Origin of the sequence: Phyllobacterium sp. TAF24 (assembly GCF_052113785.1) — a bacterium.
Lineage (GTDB): Bacteria > Pseudomonadota > Alphaproteobacteria > Rhizobiales > Rhizobiaceae > Phyllobacterium.
Window position 1 is genome coordinate 12,846 of the sequence record NZ_JBFRDN010000008.1, and the last position, 17,118, is coordinate 29,963.

A 17,118-nucleotide genomic window follows, 5' to 3' on the forward strand; every position below is an offset into this window, starting at 1 on the left:
CCCCATCATGAGCCATGTGCGTGCCATCTCGAAAAAACGAAAGCTGACAAAAGTTTTATTTTACGATCAAGTCAAGCCGGGTTTCTAACCACTTGTTTTGACTTTGTTATTTTCAACGTTACCCGCACTTTTATCAAGGTGCGGGTATAGCTTGTTCGCGGCGCGTTCCGCAAGACGAATCTTGTCGGCCTTCTTTGTGTAGACTTCTGCCATCTTCGTTGATGACCAGCCATACATGGCTGTCAGCTCGAAAGATGTTGCTCCGTTGTCCGCTGCAATTGTCGCCCCTGCCTTACGCAGGCCGTGCGAGCGACCCGGCACACCGGCCTCAATACACCGGTCTGCGAACCACCTTCCAAAGCTGATATTCTGCCACGGTTTGCCCCACTTATTTTCAAGGAAGAGCAGGTTGTTGTGCTTCGTGGCTTCGATTGATTTTGCCAAGGGCGGCAATAGGGGGATGATGATTTCAGTCCCGGTCTTTGTCGTCGTCAGACGAATGACACCGTTCTTGACGTGTTGTGGGCCAAGCAGAATTGCATCGGAACGCCGGAACCCGGTATAGAGCATCAGATCCATTGCGAGGCGCGCTTGCGTGCCAATCGCATGTTTGGCTTGGAAACGCTCCACCTCGTCAATTGTCCAAGTGTGGTGTCCATCGCTTTTTGGTAGTTCGGTGGAAATACCATCAGCGGGATTGCTGGAGAGCCAATCATTGTCGATCGCAAATCGAAACAGCGTGCGCATGACATGAACATAAGCCACCGATTGCGTGGGGCTATGGTCCCGGCGCATCTTGCCCGCTTTGACGTCTGCATTTGTGATCGAGCGGAATTCCAGATTTCCGCCGGTTTCAACGACACTTGCCAACATATAGCGGTATGTGCGCTGCGTATTTGGCTTAAATCGGGCAAACTTGCCACTTTCAAAAAAGCGGTCAGCCAGCCACCTTAACGAAGATTTGGGAGTAATAGCTTTGGTCTGACCGGGAAGGCCAGCAATGGCCGCATCATATGAAGCGTTGAATTCTGCCGTACCGAACTCACCTGCTAAACGCACGCGCGTTTCCTTACCGCGACGAAAATACCAGACCGTTTTACCGTGTCTGGTGGTTTCCTTCTGGAGATAGGGGCGGCGGGGACGAGGCATGGATTGCATTAAAGATATCCGCGCTTCTTCGCGTCAACCGTTTCTTTCAACTCGCTGTGATCTTCGGGGACAAGTCTTACGATCACATCGCCAATTTTCACCTCAGCGACGAAACCAGCTTTCGCTGCGCCTTTGCATAATGCTGTTACCTGTCGAGATGGGAGAGGGATTGGCTTCGTCATCAATGCTCTCTTGTCTCGTACTTTGGCTGGATTATCATTCGTTTGATTGTCTGGATGGTCATGGCTGGTGCTGCCTGAATGCTGCACGACCGGCATCGGTCAGTTGTGCCGTGTAAGTTTTAGGATCGGCTTTGATCCATATTGTGAGTTTCATCGTCATGAGACGCCCGACAACGGTTGGCGATCCACCGATGATGCGCCATGCGCCATATCCAAAGAGGCATTGGTGAACTTTTCCAGCCTCAATCAATATAAGAGTAGCAGCCTGCGCGTCTGTCAGCTGGAAGTGGTTCATTTGCGATACCTGTCGAAACGCCCGGTCGAGACCAAGCTTTGATTGATCCTGGCTGCGCAAAACGGTTCGGCATTGTCGCCCATTGCTGACCAAGCGCCGTAAATGGTTAGAGCCAGCTCGTGCGGATTGATCCCCTGTTGCTGCCACCATTCCTTTTCATTGTGGTTGTGCTGGTCACGGTGCGCCTCTGGCGACAGCGGCAGGGCCCAGCGGTCGTCTGCCTTGTGACCTTTGCCCCGGCCATAGTGCAAGTAAAACGGGGCGGCAAAGGATACATGCGCGGCCTCAACGCCATATTTGCCTGTCACCACGCAGGGCAGGGACCGGATGAAAGACAAGTAATCCGCCTTCTTGGCTGGCTTGCGAACTGGTATCGGGTCAGGCCGGATGAAATTTGCGATACGAGCGGCCATTACTTCGCCTCCCAATCAAGGCCAAGCTCTCTTGCTAGCTGGCGACATTTTTCGGAACGACGCTGATACCAGTCGGATTTCTTCACCTTGTAGGTGGAAACCAGCACCGGACGGCGGCGGAGCAATCGTGCAATGAGCTTGATCATGCTGCCTCGCTTCTGACGGTATCGCCACGTTCAACGCCAAGCAGATCATCAATGAAATCCATGATGGCTTGCTTGCTTTCCTGAAATAGCTGTTTTCCCATTGCTCGCATCGATTGCGATTTAGCGATGAAACGATAGACAATGGTTCCGTCCACGGTGACGAGGGAATACTCATCCATTGGGCGAAGGTTTGCGGCCCATCGCAATGCTTCGGCGCGGGTGCCGCACGGAAAAGCCTGTGTGTCACAATACCGGCAACGGATCAGCGCATATTTGCGCAAATGTTCCGGCGACTGCGCCCAAGGTTCGTCCTTGAAGAGCTCGGGCAGATTTTGCCAAGCTTCGCCAATGAAGGCGAACTCATGGTTGTGGCTAATTTTAGAGCGGTCGTGATGTTCGCCCATACGATAATGCTGGCCAATGACATAATGCTTGTCGGCCATACGGGCATGAAAGGGGCTTGATGGTTGAAACACACCTTCGCCTTCATATTGTAGAGATATTGGAGCGGGTTGCATTGTCCTGTCCCTTTCCGCCCGGCATTCGCGCCGGGCTTTCTGGTGGCAATCAGTTTGCGGCTTGCTGGGTTGGGTGTTGGGCCTGTTTCTGGGCGGCAAAGGCCTGTTGCTTTGCCTTCTCGCGAACGGCCTCAAGCTGCCTTTTCAGTGCCAGAGCGTCACCCGGAGCCTTGGCCCAATACATCCGCAACGGTTCCCGGTTGGCGTCCTGCCACCTGATAACATCCGCCGGCGCTGTCTCGCGCATGAACGCCATTGCGCGGTCATAAAACTGGCCTACTGGGACATTCTCAAGCGCCCAGCCATCGCCCCATGTGACGGTGATAGCGTTCGCCCCTGCAATTACACGCATGCGGACTTCCTCTTCCTCATGGGCTACCAGTTGCGAAGCGTCCAAATCGATCTGCTGCGCGCGATCCATTTCTTCTTGGACATAGACGTTTGAGAACTGATCGGGCCACCCGGCACGAAGGGCTTGAGCTTCCGCGCACTTGGTAATCATCACCACCGGCATTCGTGCCCAGTTTCCAGAGCTATCCAGAACCTTCTCCCCTGTTGGCTTCCATTTGCCTTTATCGTTCTCGGCCCATTTTTCACCGATGGGGGCAAATTCATCCCAATTTGCCTCGCCAACAACCTTGAACCAATCGCCCCGGTTGTCTTGCTGCCAAAGGAAAACCCGCGCTATGGCAATGCCCTTGGGGTTGAGCGGTCCTTTAAGCTCTGGGTCATATTCAATTTCTGCCGGATCGGATGCTGGGCGATAGTTCTTGCAGCGGCTGGCAATGACGCGAAGGCCATCACGCGAAACGACGATGGACATACGGCGCTTCTTGTCGTCGCCCTTGTTGAACACTAGCGGCATGATCTGCTTACGGAAGGGGTCCAGCCCGTATGCCTTGGCGGCTTCCATGAACAAGTTGAATTCGCCGTCGTTGCAATCCTTAGCAACCGTCTGGCGTACGAGCGCCATTTGGCGGCCCGTCAGGTCAGCGTTTATAATCGCGCCCATGATTATTTTCTCCGAATGTTGAGGGAAATTGAGCCGTTATCGAGCGAAGCCCCGGCAATTGTTTCGCCATCGTCCAACGCAGTCTTGAGCGCCTTCTTGTCCAGCTTGGGTTCTACCTTGGGCATGACCCAATATTGCGAAGGGATATCCGCCTCGTTTTCGACCACAAGACCGGGAGCCCGCTTTGAAATGAAGATTGTCGCGGTGGGCAGCGGGATTTTCTCCTGCTCGGTCATTACCATCGCCTGCTCAATGGCGGCGCGCAGTCGATCCGCCCGGTTGACAACAGCCTTGCGCCGGTCGGCAAACTCACCCTCTTTGGCCTTCAAACCGATTTCCAGAACTTCGCATTCATCTATCTGTGAAAGCGCTACGGCAATGGCCTCGTACAGGCCCGTTTCGCCTTCGATAGCGGTTTCAACAATCTCTTGGTCATCCGCGTCACCGTTTTCGCGGAGGCTTGCCAGTAGAGTTTTTGCAGCTTCTGTCTGACGGCGGATTACGTGTGTTGCGTCCACGTTCATTGCTTCTTTCCTTCTTCGTCTGAAATGATTTGATCCATGAGGGCACGGGCACCGCCTATGCCGTAAATCTTGAGCAGACCCCGGAAGGCGCAACGGGCGCGGTAGAGTGCCCAGCCTTCGGCATACGCCGTCACCTTTTCCGGCTGCTCCGTTTGCCTTTGAGCGCTCATGGCAACCTCACAAGGAAACCGACTACGAGCAGAGCGAACATGACCGCGACGGCGAGGTAAAACACCCATGCGGCGCGCTTTGCCCGGTTCTCCCGAATGATCAGGATACGGTCAGGCTCTTGAAGGAAGATGCGGCTCATGCTGTCCTCGAAAGTTTGTTGGTGATGACTTCCGCTTCACGGTCCAGAAGCTCGCGCACGTCGCGCATGTGACCGAGGCGGGAATAGATGGCGACCATTTCGGCGGCGGCAGGCCGGTTCAACGGAATGGTTGCGTCAAGCTGATGGATGATTTTCCAGTAATCACGCTCGCCAAAGTCTTTCACGTAGCTGGCGAATGCCTCATCAAGGCTGCCTGTAAGATTGGCCCGACCGATGATGATATTGGCGGCTGAATTGCTCCAACTGTCACTGTGCCAGTAGGCAGGGCGACCCTGTACGGCAGCATCAACAGCGCAATCCAGCTTGTAGCTATCCCGGTTGTTCCGGCAAACGTCGGCCAGCGCTTCAATGCGGGTCTTGGTAGCTTCCTTGAAGAATTTGCGGTCGATTGCGTTCATCGCGTCCATCCGTTGTTCGATGGATGGATGTTACCCAAAATGGGAAAATATACAACCCCATTTTGGGTAATATTTTACTTTGTTCGCGTCTACCCGAGCTTCGTAGTGTTATTTCAACGATGCGAGCCACTGTTCAACGGTTTGATTTGCGCTCAATTTTGCGTAGGTCTTCGCGCGGACGATTGTTCCATTTTCGATAAAGATCGATTGTTTCTGATTGCGGATTTCCATCCCATAAACAAACGCCGCAAGACCCTTGGTCTCTTTCTGTCGTACAGGGCTGTTGAGAGTGTATTGGTAGAAGCCTGCAACAATGCATATCGTTTCGGCGCACCGGGAAACCAAACTATTGTCATCGACTATGTAGGTGCGGTGTGGCCATCGCTCCATATACTTTCGTTTGTCGTCTAAGAGTTCGGATTTGGATGTCTTTCTCCCGTAATAATCAATGTTGTCATCATAGATTTCCTTTACAGCTTGAAGTGCTGCCGGAGCGGATAATTCACCGCTGCTCACAATAAGCTTGGCTGCGATCTGGGAAGTTTCCACGAGTTTATCTTGGGGAATAATCGCTCCTTTCCCGGGGGATACAGGCGATACGTTGGGAAGTGAGGTGCTCGCAGTGCGATTTAGCCCATACTTTTCGATTTCTTCGTGTGTAAAGAAATACATGTCTGCCGGAGGTGTCTTCAGCATGATCGACATGACTTCACCCGAGACCCCGAATTTAACAATGGTGGAAATTACATCAGACAGACCAAGTTGTGCGTCTGCGCCAGTTAACTTCCCATCACTTGCATCCAGTTGATGGACACCGAGTTTTCCATCAGCAAGTCGGGTACTGCCCGCGAAGAAAAGAAACGCACATGCCGAGGCGCAGCTACCTTCCGGCGGAATATACGTGCTCAGGCCTTTATCAAAAATATCCTCGGCAATAAGTAGAGCAGTTCGTACGTTGCCGCCTGGACTGATCAATTGGATTATTTCGATTTCTGGATGCTCGCGTAGCGCCTTCTTGAACTGGAGTGCGTCGCGCCCGTCGTCCCCTATTTGGGACAGCAAAGTTAATATTTTTGGTTTGTCCGGGAGATAAATGAAAGGCCCGAAGGCTTGCGGGTTCTGCGCGAAAGCACTTGTACAGCACCACGTTAAAAGTACTGCACATAATAGTACTACACGCAATTTCATCCCCCATGCACACTAGCAATATCGCTGTTTATTCACCCGGTTTTATGCTGACATCTTCAATTTGATGATCCGGGTTTCTCTTTATAAACTTTTTCGCCGCTTTTCTTGGAATAATATTCGTGACGAGGGCAAAATACCGCACTGGAACATCACGCATTGTTTTCGCAGAAGCACTCTCTAAGTCATATAAACCAGCCCCCCGACCCGGAAATGGTATTTTCACCAATACCCGATGATCTTCTAGCCAACACACGCATGGCTCGCCCATATGGTCTTCATTCGGTGGTTGTTTCTCATCATAAGTGATGACCCAGCCATCATTGGCTATGCCAGTCATAGAATCCCCTTGGACTTCTAGCGCTTCAGTAGTTGTCGTTGAGTTTACGGGGGCAGGAATTTCGCCGAAATTGCCATCGCCAGTTGCGAACAAAACTGATCCATCGGGACCCGCGCCTGCTCGGCCAACGATTGGCGTTGTCTCTGGTATGACAACATCCTCAAGTAGTTCAGCTGGGGTAACACCGAACGCCTTCGCGGCTTGATTTAGATATTCAACGGTCAATCGGCGTTCACCGCGTTCAAGCTTTATAAATTGGCTTCGCGACACGCCCATAGCTGTGGCCGCTTCGTCGTGTGTCATTTTGCGCGCGAGGCGCAGCTCTCTCAATTTATTACCCATGTGGGGGACATTTACCGAAAATTTCGTTGCTGTCGTTCCCCAATGTGGGGTTGCAATGTTACCCATATTGGGTAATATAAAGGAATGAAGCTTTCTGAATACATGACATCTCACAATATCTCACCGGCAGAAATGGCGGTGCGGGTAAAGGATATTTCGCCATCTGGTGTTCGCAAATGGATGTATGGCGAGCGGATACCGCGTCCCGACCAGATGCGCCGTTTGGCATTTGCGACCAACGGCGAAGTCATGCCGAATGATTTCTTTTTATCAGAGCACGGGAACGCAGCATGAGCGCGAATGGCGAAATCATACAATTTATAGACCGCATTCTTCGCCTCAAGGAGGAGCAGGACGCGCTTAGCGAGGATATTCGCGACGTGTATGCAGAAGCCAAGGGCCGGGGCTACGATAAGACTGCCATGGGCAATGTCGTTGCTCATCTGCGCAAAGTTGAAAAGCTTGGTCGCGATGCCCTGCATGAACGTGAGGCGATCTTTGATTTGTACCTCACGGCATATCAGGAAAGCTCGCACACGCCAGCGCCTGCGCGTACACGAGAAAACATTGAAGAATTTCCCCCGGAAACGGCGACCGAGTGTGCGGCACCTGAAAAGGACGCCGCAGCGGACGAACGGCATGTTGAAGCCACGGTGGAACAGCGTTCGTCCGCACCAAATTTCGAGCCCCCAGCATTCCTGCAACCGCAACCATTGAAGACAGCGCGCGATTACCGCCCGCATTGTCAGAAGCCGGAGGCATGCGGCGCGTCGGGGCTCAAGCATTGTTACACCTGTTCAAAGCTGATCCCTGCTGAAAGCGAGGCCGCATGAGCGCGACAATCTGCAATGCCACTCAGGACGGCACATGGATTGCCGTCTGTCTCCTGACAAGAACAACCGCCAGCGGCACGACTTATGCCGAGGCGCTGGCAGAGCTTCGCCGCCTTCTGTCGGGCAGGAGGATGGCCGCGTGAATTTATCCATTCGCAGAGCGTGTCACAGCGCGATCTTTGATGACCTTGCTTTTCGTCTGCGTAACAGGCGGTTGCTGGAGCAGGGTAGGCAGGTCTGCCAGAACCCTAACGACATCGACAGCGCCGCCGTTCTCTTTGCCATTGCTCGCGATAACTCCTCTCGTCGCTTGAGCATGTTGACCACCGGAGCGAATTTCTCCCGCTCCGGTGGTCTCTTTTCTTGCCTTCACACGGGACAGGATTGTTCCGGCAAGAAATCCAATCGCTTCGAATGTACCGGCACCCAGATCCCCATCTTCGTGACCGGCCTTCCCATCATTTTCAGTCTCGTTCGTCTGGCTCAATCCTTTGCTTGTTCGCTGCGTCATGCAGGGAACCTAGCCAAGGATTTTGAGCATGACGTGCACAGAAACAGAGCATCTCGTTCACAAATTGAAATCGGAGCCAGAAGTCGTGAGTAGGACCGAAATCGCAAGTTGTTACGTCAACCGCATGGTTGATACCGAAAGCAATGGCTGGGGAGATGTTTTCCCGGCCATGGAGCGTCTGGGGAGCCGATACAAGCTTTCCAAATGGACGCTCAACCATTTGAGAAAGCGGCGCGCGAAGAGCATCGATGATCGCACGTTTCATCGCCTGAGAGCCGCATATCTCGATTTCTGCGAACGGCAGATAGCAAACCTCAAACACGAACTCGAAGTTGAAAGGGCGGTGATGCCGGATGCTCATATGGAGGATTTGGAGCGCGAGGCTTCGCAGCTTCTGGCGAAGGTTCGTCAAGCGAAGGAAACAAATAAGGCTTCAATCGATCGTCAGGAGGGAAGGTGAGAAATGAGCGCAATTCTGAAAATCCCAACCCGCGTTCGGCGCATCGTTGAAGCCTGCAGGGAAGGGCAAACGCTTTGCCTTACCATACATCGCTCGGACGTCGGTGCAGAGCGTCGATACTGGCTGGAACCATCAGGAAGACCGGCGCCATCCAAGAGTGCTGAGAAGGCAATAAAGTTGGGCCTGCTGACGCCGACTGGTGATGGTTTATTCCCCGGTGTGGACAGCCAAACTTACAAGGCTGCGTGAGATGACGGAGCGTATTCCCAATGACGAAATGGCTGACGAGCTCAACAGGCAAGTGATCAGCAAGGCAAGTTGGCTGCAGGATTTCTCAGCGGGCAAACGCAAGCGGCCGGTTCATGAGATCGAAACCAAATGGCGTGAACTGGCAGTGCTCAAGCAAGCTTCTGCCGATTACAGACGCGCATCAGAACGGGATAGAGGTGCGGCATGAGTGATGGTCGTGCATGGTCTTGGCGTCACGCCATCATCAAGTCTGATCTACAGGCAACGACCCGTCATGTCCTGCTGACGATATCCTGTTTTATGAATGATATGGGTGATGGCTGCTATCCTACCCAAGAGCAAATCTCAGAAGCGACCGGACTGTCTGATAGGTCAGTCAGAACGCATCTCGAATTGGCTGAAAAAGCTGGGTGGATCAAAGTTTCGGAACATGGCTTCCGAGGCCAAAAGTGGCGCAATCATCAATATGTCGCCTCTTGGCCCGACACACCAGATGTAGAAAAAGGTGCGGAACCTGCTTCCGGTCCTTTTGTTGAAGGTGCGGAACCTCCTTCCGGTAAGGTGCGGAACGTCGTTCCGAAAGGTGCGGAAGCACGTTCCTACTACCAGTCCAATAATACTTCCAATAACCAGTCCACCTTGGACGCGCCAGCGCGCCGGGATGGGGATTTCAATATCTTGTGGGACGAATGGCCCACAGAATTGAGGCCTCGGAGCAAGAGCGCAGCGAAGGCAACGTTTCAACGCTTGTCAAAACCAGACCAAGCGGGAGCGATCAAATTCGCCTTGGAGTTCCGGGCACTGCAATCAGCTCGAAAAGAAAAGGCCCTGATGATCCCGTATCTCAAGGATCACTTGTTCCGTGGTCTGGACGGAGCACCAGCAAGCGACAGTGACGGCGATTTCATCATTACTCCCGACAGGGCGGAATGGTCTGACTGGCTTGGAGAGATGCGCCTACGTCACGGCGAAAAGATCGTGGAAGACATCATTCAGCGACAGCGGATCATCGTTAAAACACGCTGGCCTGAGCGCCAGTCAAAAGCAGCTTAGATCAGACAGGGGCCGGTACAGATGTTAGCTTTCATCGACAAGGACAAGCACTGGTATGTCGTCAGAACCAATGTGAAGGCCGAGGACAAGGCTTTTGAGAACATTGGGAAGGCAGGATACGACGTTTATTACCCGCGCCGTAAAGTCGAGGTGCAGCATAGGCGAACGCGGACGCTTGTCGTGAAGGAACAGCCGTTAATGCCTCGATACCTGTTTGTTGGTCAGCCCAGGACAAATCCGGACTTCTATCGGCTGCGCAACTGCGACGGTGTTGAGTGTATCCTTGGCGCGGAGGGCAGGCCGCTGCGTGTATCAGGCGATGATGTGGAAGCGATCTACATTGCAGAGATAGAAATGGATTTCGACGATACCAAGGTTGCCCGCATTCATCGGCGGGAGGAGGCGGTATCAATCAGGGAAAACATTGCACGACGGTTTCCAGCTGGGCAGGGCGTGATTGTCACGGACAAGAGCAATCCGTTTGCAGCATTCGGCGGAGTGGTCGAGCAAGTGACCAAGACGGGTAGGATTGTCGCGCTGATGGAGCTATTTGGGAGAATGACGCCGGTGGAATTTGACTTAAAAGTTTTATCGGTTGTTGGTTAGACGGAGGCGACACGATCCTTGTTAGGCTACTGAAATTCGATAAGTTTACAATTTTCAGACTCAATAAAATGGAGTGCGCACTCTTCAATTTCAGTAAGAATGATAAGATCAATCGGGAGACTGCTGCAAAGATTGTCACAAGAGCTGCGAATTAACTGCGCATCTCGATCATTGGCACATATGACACATACATCGATGTCTTTGTATTCTGGATCACCCCGAGAGAATGACCCAAAAATATACCATCGTGACTCGGGTGAACTTTCCATTGCCTGAAGTAGAAGAACGCGCAGAAACTCAAACATCATAAATGTTTTAGTTCCCTCATATAATCGCTAGCATCTAATACTTTAGCGCCCAAAGATTCCGCGGCTGAAACTGCAGATTCGGTAATTCTACCATTTGGATTGGTCTTTAGCACATGGTCGAATGAACCGTATCTTTCCCGAGCTGACCGCACAGCATCTGCAGTCAGGTCATAGTCATTAATGAAAATTACTCTTTTGACACTGCCAGACCTAAACGTCACGTCATAAAGCTTGTCAAAAATTGGGGTCAATTGCATAACATTCGTATGTTGCTTGATCATTCTGGTGGCAAATCTGACCTCCTGGTCGACAAAACCTTTTACGTCTTGTCGCCCAATCACGCTCATCAGATTGCCAAATCGACCCCAACCTGCCCCCATTGCTTCCACCACTCGAATAGCCTCACCGGTCCAGACAGCATCACTGGGAATATTTGCGAAAAAGCTGGGTTCTGCTTCGTCCGCCGACTCCAGCACATGGGCCCCAGTGACCGTTTTCTCAGCGATAATCGCAGTATCAAATTCGGGGAATTCGGATCTAGTGATGCGGAGGATGTTTGGAGTAATCCATTCCAGATGCTGAACACCTCCCATTGTGGAAAGTTTTGAAGTCACAAATTTTTTCATCCCGTCGTTCAAAGGCATAGGATTATCCCAAAAAGATACTAGAGATAGCTGCGGGGAAACGACGGGCCGGGTTATTGGTGTTTCCCAAATGTTTTGCTTCAAGCTCGTCTACATGCTGCTTAAATTCTTCGCAAAGTTTTCTTTCATCTTCATTCATCAAGTGAACGTTGGCCATTAATATAAGAACAAGTTTTCTATTGTTGGGTATAATTTGTGAAAGAACTTTGTGTTGCCACACAGCAGCTTCCTCCGCCTCTGGATTCTGCCTATACTCGTTGTCCGGCCCGGTGTCTTGATGAATTTTGCCGTTGGAAATAATAATTGGCTCAACAATACGCCTAGCATCGCCCCTATTTTCGTATTTTATTGCGCCAAATGCTTCAGCTATTTTTCTAATGTGGTCTTTCTTCCACGCTATAATAAGTTTGTCGGGGTGTGCATCAGGATCTTTATCTATTTTTGTATGACAGGTGGGGCACAGAAGAATCAAATTGTCAAAATGTCCACGTTCTTCAGCGGTTAATTCTGCGTTCGCCCGCGGCCCAGCGTCATTGGCGGCAAACACATGTGCCATTTCTGCAATATGATATTTGCCGTTGCCTTCGATTGGAAATAGCGCCTCATTGCATTTTGGATTCTGACAGAAACCACCAGAAGCGGAAAACAGATTTAGTTTTGTGTCGGGATTGGGTGCTGCTTTTCCACGGCTGCAAGACATGTTGTGTTCTTTCTAGTTGGGTTTTGCTCACGATATTATCGTGTGAATTATATCTCAAACATATTTTGCGATGTATTTCAGTTAACACTATTGAATAGCTATGAAAGTTAGGCTCATTGGCGGTTCGAATTTTATGTATAAAAGGCCAATTGATCCAACGTGAGTAACGCCTGTAGCGCCCTAGTCATGGTGTAAGATTCTGCATCTGCAGCACCATGACCAACGGCATGTCGTGAGCTTGAGTTACCTGTTCGTGCGGCAGGGTCATAATTTGCAAATGTGTGAGATTCTAGATATCTCGCAAATGACGATGAGAATAGAAGCGTGTTGGGTTGGCCAGTCTTTTTCTCCGCAGATTCAATGGCAAATTCTAAAAGCTTCTTGATTTTTGCACCCTTACCATGGATTTGGCGGTAGGCGTCTCCCAAGATGCCTTCAATTTCGGTAAGCGCGATTTTAATGACAGGAATTGCATCCGCATCACCATATGATTTTAATGCTGAACGAAAAAATCTCTCCTTTCCCGCAAAATGAGATTTTGTCATCCATCGCGAGAACATTCGTTCCAGTCTTTGCGTGTCAAACTTCGCTAGGATTTCTGTTTCAACCTCGCTAAGTTCGAATCCTGCCTCGCATGAATCTAAAAGCATTCGAAATTCTAAGCCGAGAATTTCCACAAATGGAAACCACCCCGACACTATGAGGCGATCAAAGATGCTCTGATTTGTGATTGCATCGTAGAGGTATCGATATTTCAATTCTCGATATAGCTTGCCGAGGTCGCGTTCCATGGCAGAAGTCGACAAATCTCCTTTTGGGTTAAAATCACAGAAGAGTGCATAACGCCATCCTTCTTGAAAGAGGCATATCACGCGATCTTTTTTGCCAATTTCGACAAGGGGAAAAGACATCCCCATCACATCTGCGATGTCGTGTTCAAAAACCAATGATCCTGCAGCAAGGTCTCGTTTTGGCATTACTTGGATTGCAGAGGCGATTGTATCTACCCATAATTCACCTGTGTTGTCTGGATGAATGACTAGCAACACCAATGCCGCCCGTCTTAAATTTACATTTTTCCCAGATTCCGTAGCGCGGAACTCAATATGCTGGCTTAGGTTTTCCACGATCTGATGAAAAATTCGATCGTCGGAGGTCAGGCTGAGCCGCGTCCAGACCTTCACGATGTCTCCGCCACGTGCTGCTTCTGCTGAAATACCGTTCAATTGTAAGTCAGAAAGTTTTATTGGATCACCCAAATTGGAAGTAACCGTTCCGGACTCGGGTAGTTGGCGTTCCGATTCACTCATTGCAGAAATTTCCCTACCTCATTTGCGCAAGTAACGGCGCAGGATATCTATTGGTGAATATTACTCAAACACAGATACTTATTATGTTCAGAATAATTCGACACACATGAAAATCTATTGAGTCTGGTACAAGCCAATAGTAGTCTAACTCGCATATATATTTTAATGAAAGTGAGAGCAGTGATTGACTCGAAATAGACTTGACGCAAGCATCGATTCTTCAAAGGCATTGTTGACGCTGCAGAAAAAACTTTCCGATACGCCAGATGCCGAGTTTCTCAGAATGATCTGGTCAGCCCATGCGATTCAAGACAATCGAGCAATGAAGGCCGCTAAATTTTTGTCCTACCCCAAGCAAGCTGTCACTACAGACATTCAATCCAAGTACGCAGCGTATAAGTGGGAATTGGAAACGTTGATCACGCTTGACCTTAATACGCCAAAAACGAGGGAGCCAATTTGGGCCGGGCAACCATTAAACGTGACCCAATTCACTGCCGTCGCAGAAACGATAAATCTAGTACGCGCAATTGACGAACATGAAAGCCAAGGACGTATTGACGTCACTAATATTCTATTGGAGATGCATCGCATTAGCCATCGACAGTTTGCTTGGCAGCGTGGATTTAAGCGCACAGAGGATATCTATCGTTACTTATATATATATGGCCAAGGAGAATGCGCTTCGTACTTCGAAAAGACTTATGGTGTCTCAGTCCTGGAGTTTTTCACGGTTGCCTTCGGTCTTTGTGCATACCACTGCCACGCACCATGGCAGTTGCGTGTTCGTGATATGAACGTCCTTAAAGTGTCCCAAGTTGCGATCGAGAAAAGTCTTAGGCTTCTTTCAGACGACATTTGGGCGGTTAGACGTCAATCAACCGAGTTGCTCGCCAAGTTTGAAAAGAACTTGAACACAAAGTTACCCGCAAATTATCAGCCTAGTTATTTGCGATTGAAGCCGATCATTCGCCGTGCATTAGCCACAGAGGATCAATACATCGCGCCACTCCCTGAGCTCATCATCTTTCGGGCGACTGTGGGACTGTATTATGACCTTCAGAGTGGGGGCACTAGCGTCACGAACGATGCGAACAAGCGGTTTGATGAATATGCGCGCCGGTCGATCAAAGCACATTGCCCTGACTTTGAGCCGGCTCCTGCCCAAAAGTATTATTACAGAAAGAATTCCGTCGAAACGCCGGATATACTCCTCAAACAGCGAGAAAAAATCGTGGCGGTCTTTGAATGCAAGGCCACGAAGCTGACTTTCGAAGCGCAGTATTCCGATTCTCCAGTCGAAAGCGCGGAAAGGGGATATTCGCAAATAGCCAAAGCGATCTTTCAACTTTGGCGTTTTTTCTCTCACGTTCGGCGTGGAATCATCGATCTTGATGTCGCACCGAATGCGCCTGCCATAGTCCTCACAATGGATGCGTGGACGCAAATGTCGGGCGAACTAAGAAATGCTTTAATTACTGAAGCAGCGGCAATAGCAGCCGACAAGGATCCGGAAATTATTGACGAGGACAAGCGTCAGCCGGTGTTCTGTCCGATCAAAGAATTGGACGAGTTGCTCGTTGTTTCGAACGAAGAGCAGTTACTTGCCGCATTCCACGCTGCGATTGAAGTTAAGTACCATGGATGGAGCGTCGTCAATGTTCGTGAACAAGCGGTGCCGGTATTGGAAAAAGCAAAAGATTTCGCGTTCAACCCTAGCGAGTGGTTGCCGTGGTGGGAAGATATGATGAAATCCGTTGCGGAGAAGAGAAACAAATCGCGCTTGTAAGCCTCTCGACACATATAAGCGTATTTGCTCGATAGGTAATTAATCCTTTCAATAGGACTAAAATCAGTTTATATTCCGCGCTGGATGATTTGATGTTCAGTGCGGACCTTTGGACAGGGAACACTCGCCGGTCAAACCCAGCCCGAGCAAATAGCTTGCGGCAGGTGGAGGTTTAGGGGCGAAATTAGGTCTCTTCTTTTTCGAGGAAGTTGCCCGCGCTCGTGATCAATAGTGGGATTGAGGCTTGGATACTCTGTGCATTCGATTGATATCCAGAATTTAACTCTTTTGTGAAACAATCCTGAACGTAGTCGTTGACGGGATCAGGTCCACCGTCTCGAAATCGCCTCGAGATATTGCCGAGAGAGCCAACTACCTCGCTAAAAAGGTTGAAAACTTGCGGCATATTTAGCTCTATAGGCTGATCGTTTCCATAGCGTCCGTTAGCCGGTATAAACGGAACGTTAAATGGTGGCTGAATCTTCGATAATTCAACGTAACATTCATGCCAAGACCATTTCCCGCTGCGATAGTAGTGCGCCGCCAGTGGTACTAGGATCACCATTTCAATTCGAATCGTATGGCGCCAAACGAATGCCACTGCTTCAATAATCTCAAGTATGTGTTCGGCCTCTCGCAAGTCCATTGAATATGCGTCTACAGCCCTTACCAGAAAATCGATAGGCTCATCACTCGGACATCTCAGTTTTTCAATTGGAAGTTTCTTTGCCCTGTCTTGGACAAAAAGTTTCGCAGTTGGTTGCCGTAGAGTGTATGTTTTGTTGAAAAATCGTTTTAGATATTTGAAACCGTCAAACTCAGGACCATAAGCACCCGCGATACTATGTTGTAATTGTTCATTGTGAGTAGCAAAAACAAACACAACATTTGACGCATCAAAGAGGTGCTTTATCCTTTCGAGCAGAGATATTGCATAAGATGGCCGACAACGATCGAGTTCATCTATTAATATAAAGAGTGGTAATTTTTTGTGTCCATCTAATGCTTCAATGGCTTTTTCAAGCTTAGATCGAAAGTCTTCAATCGCCTCGTTTTGCTCTGTGAATTTTTCAATCAGCTGCTCTGCTGACGCGTCCACCACCTTCGAGATTTCAACAGATACTCCTTCCACCGCGGACTTTGATAACTCTTCCAAGGTGCTTTCGGTTTCGTCATCACCATCTTTAAATAGCTCTTCGAATTCAGCGCCAACGTATCGCTTGACGACCGTTTTTCCCACGCCAACAAAAGTGCGTGTGAGAATTGGTACAGCATTTTTCTTAGTTTTCTCCCACAAATCGCCAGCGCCACCTTTCCTCTTTGTCTTTGTGAAAGGTTTGAGGGCGCTGTCGATAGCAGAGAGAACAGACACAAAAGGATCGTCGGCGTGATCATCTTTCCATGCATTAACTCGCGCAACAATATGATTGTTGAGCGCGAGTTGCTTGGCAAATCTATCTAGGAAGAACGATTTTCCTGCCCCCCATTTGGCGTCGATGTTTAGAACGTATGAGCCTTTAATACCTTGCTCATTCCGTTGGCTCATCTTGCCAACGAGGAATGAATATAGGAAATCTGCATCGCCTTTGCGTCCAATAAGATCGTCACCCCAAATGTCGTCACTTGCAGCTTTTGGCACATCAATCATTGTTGCCTCGTTTTTTGATCGTCACCCAAATTGAAGCAACCGCAAGCAGTCAAACAATGCAACTCCAACAAATTGAGATTCTGGATAAGACGGGGCGTTAATGACAGAAAAGACACCCCGAAAGTACGGGAGATCAACGGGAAATGGAAAGCCGCCAGTTGAACATCAACTT

At 49.9% G+C, this 17,118-nt stretch carries 27 protein-coding genes; 8 read left to right on the top strand and 19 right to left on the bottom strand.

Annotation, left to right across the window (positions count from 1 at the left end):
* Window positions 1–84: 84 nt before the first annotated feature.
* The 13 genes from AB4Y96_RS09015 to AB4Y96_RS09075 form a co-directional block, all read right to left on the bottom strand.
* Window positions 85–1,158 (bottom strand): tyrosine-type recombinase/integrase, encoded by a 1,074-nt coding sequence (locus tag AB4Y96_RS09015; protein WP_441916772.1) that lies wholly within the window; start codon window positions 1,156–1,158, stop codon window positions 85–87.
* Window positions 1,158–1,331, bottom strand: coding sequence for a hypothetical protein (locus AB4Y96_RS09020; RefSeq protein WP_441916774.1), 174 nt, complete (start codon window positions 1,329–1,331; stop codon window positions 1,158–1,160). Before AB4Y96_RS09020 ends, AB4Y96_RS09015 begins: the two co-directional genes overlap by 1 nt.
* Window positions 1,332–1,389: 58 nt before the next feature.
* Window positions 1,390–1,626 (bottom strand): hypothetical protein, encoded by a 237-nt coding sequence (locus tag AB4Y96_RS09025; protein WP_441916776.1) that lies wholly within the window; start codon window positions 1,624–1,626, stop codon window positions 1,390–1,392.
* A complete protein-coding gene (locus AB4Y96_RS09030; protein WP_441916778.1) occupies window positions 1,623–2,039 on the bottom strand; it encodes a DUF968 domain-containing protein in 417 nt (138 codons plus the stop codon). Before AB4Y96_RS09030 ends, AB4Y96_RS09025 begins: the two co-directional genes overlap by 4 nt.
* On the bottom strand, window positions 2,039–2,185 hold the full coding sequence (locus AB4Y96_RS09035) for a hypothetical protein (RefSeq protein ID WP_441916780.1): 147 nt from the start codon (window positions 2,183–2,185) through the stop codon (window positions 2,039–2,041). Before AB4Y96_RS09035 ends, AB4Y96_RS09030 begins: the two co-directional genes overlap by 1 nt.
* On the bottom strand, window positions 2,182–2,703 hold the full coding sequence (locus tag AB4Y96_RS09040; protein ID WP_441916782.1) for a hypothetical protein: 522 nt from the start codon (window positions 2,701–2,703) through the stop codon (window positions 2,182–2,184). The genes AB4Y96_RS09035 and AB4Y96_RS09040 overlap by 4 nt, the downstream gene beginning before the upstream one ends.
* Before the next feature lie 49 nt (window positions 2,704–2,752).
* Complete coding sequence (gene bet, locus AB4Y96_RS09045; RefSeq protein WP_441916784.1) at window positions 2,753–3,715, bottom strand: phage recombination protein Bet; 963 nt, start codon at window positions 3,713–3,715, stop codon at window positions 2,753–2,755.
* Window positions 3,716–3,717: 2 nt separating this feature from the next.
* On the bottom strand, window positions 3,718–4,239 hold the full coding sequence (locus tag AB4Y96_RS09050) for a siphovirus Gp157 family protein (protein ID WP_441916786.1): 522 nt from the start codon (window positions 4,237–4,239) through the stop codon (window positions 3,718–3,720).
* Window positions 4,236–4,409, bottom strand: a complete 174-nt coding sequence (locus AB4Y96_RS09055; protein ID WP_441916788.1) for a hypothetical protein — start codon at window positions 4,407–4,409, stop codon at window positions 4,236–4,238. Before AB4Y96_RS09055 ends, AB4Y96_RS09050 begins: the two co-directional genes overlap by 4 nt.
* Window positions 4,406–4,549 carry a hypothetical protein gene (locus AB4Y96_RS09060; protein ID WP_441916790.1) on the bottom strand — a complete coding sequence of 48 codons (144 nt, stop codon included), beginning with the start codon at window positions 4,547–4,549 and terminating at the stop codon, window positions 4,406–4,408. Before AB4Y96_RS09060 ends, AB4Y96_RS09055 begins: the two co-directional genes overlap by 4 nt.
* Window positions 4,546–4,968, bottom strand: a complete 423-nt coding sequence (locus tag AB4Y96_RS09065; protein ID WP_441916791.1) for a hypothetical protein — start codon at window positions 4,966–4,968, stop codon at window positions 4,546–4,548. Before AB4Y96_RS09065 ends, AB4Y96_RS09060 begins: the two co-directional genes overlap by 4 nt.
* Before the next feature lie 108 nt (window positions 4,969–5,076).
* Window positions 5,077–6,150, bottom strand: a complete 1,074-nt coding sequence (locus AB4Y96_RS09070) for a hypothetical protein (protein ID WP_441916793.1) — start codon at window positions 6,148–6,150, stop codon at window positions 5,077–5,079.
* Between the two features lie 34 nt (window positions 6,151–6,184).
* Window positions 6,185–6,835 carry a helix-turn-helix domain-containing protein gene (locus AB4Y96_RS09075; protein WP_441916795.1) on the bottom strand — a complete coding sequence of 217 codons (651 nt, stop codon included), beginning with the start codon at window positions 6,833–6,835 and terminating at the stop codon, window positions 6,185–6,187.
* A 132-nt stretch (window positions 6,836–6,967) separates the two neighbouring features.
* On the opposite strand from AB4Y96_RS09075, the gene AB4Y96_RS09080 reads away from it, so the two are divergent.
* From AB4Y96_RS09080 to AB4Y96_RS09090, 3 genes are read left to right on the top strand one after another with little or no spacing between them, the layout of a single operon-like run.
* The gene (locus tag AB4Y96_RS09080) at window positions 6,968–7,129 is read left to right on the top strand and encodes a hypothetical protein (RefSeq protein WP_441917011.1); all 162 of its coding nucleotides are present in this window, start codon (window positions 6,968–6,970) and stop codon (window positions 7,127–7,129) included.
* The gene (locus AB4Y96_RS09085) at window positions 7,126–7,668 is read left to right on the top strand and encodes a DUF2312 domain-containing protein (protein WP_441916796.1); all 543 of its coding nucleotides are present in this window, start codon (window positions 7,126–7,128) and stop codon (window positions 7,666–7,668) included. Before AB4Y96_RS09080 ends, AB4Y96_RS09085 begins: the two co-directional genes overlap by 4 nt.
* A complete protein-coding gene (locus tag AB4Y96_RS09090) occupies window positions 7,665–7,811 on the top strand; it encodes a hypothetical protein (protein WP_441916798.1) in 147 nt (48 codons plus the stop codon). Before AB4Y96_RS09085 ends, AB4Y96_RS09090 begins: the two co-directional genes overlap by 4 nt.
* Before the next feature lie 2 nt (window positions 7,812–7,813).
* Here AB4Y96_RS09090 and AB4Y96_RS09095 read toward each other — a convergent pair whose 3' ends face one another.
* Window positions 7,814–8,179: a hypothetical protein gene (locus AB4Y96_RS09095; protein ID WP_441916799.1), complete on the bottom strand. Its 366-nt coding sequence runs from the start codon at window positions 8,177–8,179 to the stop codon at window positions 7,814–7,816.
* A 124-nt stretch (window positions 8,180–8,303) separates the two neighbouring features.
* Here AB4Y96_RS09095 and AB4Y96_RS09100 point away from each other — a divergent pair, with 124 nt between their 5' ends.
* The 4 genes from AB4Y96_RS09100 to nusG all read left to right on the top strand — a co-directional run bounded on the left by AB4Y96_RS09100 (window position 8,304) and on the right by nusG (window position 10,547).
* Window positions 8,304–8,639: a hypothetical protein gene (locus AB4Y96_RS09100; RefSeq protein ID WP_441916801.1), complete on the top strand. Its 336-nt coding sequence runs from the start codon at window positions 8,304–8,306 to the stop codon at window positions 8,637–8,639.
* Window positions 8,640–8,889: 250 nt separating this feature from the next.
* Complete coding sequence (locus AB4Y96_RS09105) at window positions 8,890–9,096, top strand: hypothetical protein (RefSeq protein WP_441916803.1); 207 nt, start codon at window positions 8,890–8,892, stop codon at window positions 9,094–9,096.
* Entirely contained in the window at window positions 9,093–9,941 is an 849-nt protein-coding gene (locus tag AB4Y96_RS09110) for a helix-turn-helix domain-containing protein (protein WP_441916805.1), read from the top strand. Before AB4Y96_RS09105 ends, AB4Y96_RS09110 begins: the two co-directional genes overlap by 4 nt.
* A 21-nt stretch (window positions 9,942–9,962) precedes the next feature.
* On the top strand, window positions 9,963–10,547 hold the full coding sequence (nusG, locus tag AB4Y96_RS09115; RefSeq protein ID WP_441916807.1) for a transcription termination/antitermination protein NusG: 585 nt from the start codon (window positions 9,963–9,965) through the stop codon (window positions 10,545–10,547).
* Window positions 10,548–10,573: 26 nt separating this feature from the next.
* Here nusG and AB4Y96_RS09120 read toward each other — a convergent pair whose 3' ends face one another.
* From AB4Y96_RS09120 to AB4Y96_RS09135, 4 genes are all read right to left on the bottom strand, one after another.
* Entirely contained in the window at window positions 10,574–10,855 is a 282-nt protein-coding gene (locus AB4Y96_RS09120) for a nucleotidyltransferase domain-containing protein (protein WP_441916809.1), read from the bottom strand.
* Window positions 10,852–11,499: a hypothetical protein gene (locus tag AB4Y96_RS09125; protein ID WP_441916811.1), complete on the bottom strand. Its 648-nt coding sequence runs from the start codon at window positions 11,497–11,499 to the stop codon at window positions 10,852–10,854. Before AB4Y96_RS09125 ends, AB4Y96_RS09120 begins: the two co-directional genes overlap by 4 nt.
* A 4-nt stretch (window positions 11,500–11,503) precedes the next feature.
* Window positions 11,504–12,199 carry a hypothetical protein gene (locus tag AB4Y96_RS09130; RefSeq protein ID WP_441916812.1) on the bottom strand — a complete coding sequence of 232 codons (696 nt, stop codon included), beginning with the start codon at window positions 12,197–12,199 and terminating at the stop codon, window positions 11,504–11,506.
* 131 nt (window positions 12,200–12,330) lie between these two features.
* A complete protein-coding gene (locus tag AB4Y96_RS09135; protein ID WP_441916814.1) occupies window positions 12,331–13,509 on the bottom strand; it encodes a hypothetical protein in 1,179 nt (392 codons plus the stop codon).
* A 184-nt stretch (window positions 13,510–13,693) separates the two neighbouring features.
* Here AB4Y96_RS09135 and AB4Y96_RS09140 point away from each other — a divergent pair, with 184 nt between their 5' ends.
* Window positions 13,694–15,298 (top strand): hypothetical protein, encoded by a 1,605-nt coding sequence (locus tag AB4Y96_RS09140; protein WP_441916816.1) that lies wholly within the window; start codon window positions 13,694–13,696, stop codon window positions 15,296–15,298.
* Between the two features lie 184 nt (window positions 15,299–15,482).
* On the opposite strand, the gene AB4Y96_RS09145 is transcribed toward AB4Y96_RS09140, so the two are convergent.
* Entirely contained in the window at window positions 15,483–16,946 is a 1,464-nt protein-coding gene (locus AB4Y96_RS09145; protein WP_441916817.1) for a KAP family P-loop NTPase fold protein, read from the bottom strand.
* Between the last annotated feature and the right edge of the window lie 172 nt (window positions 16,947–17,118).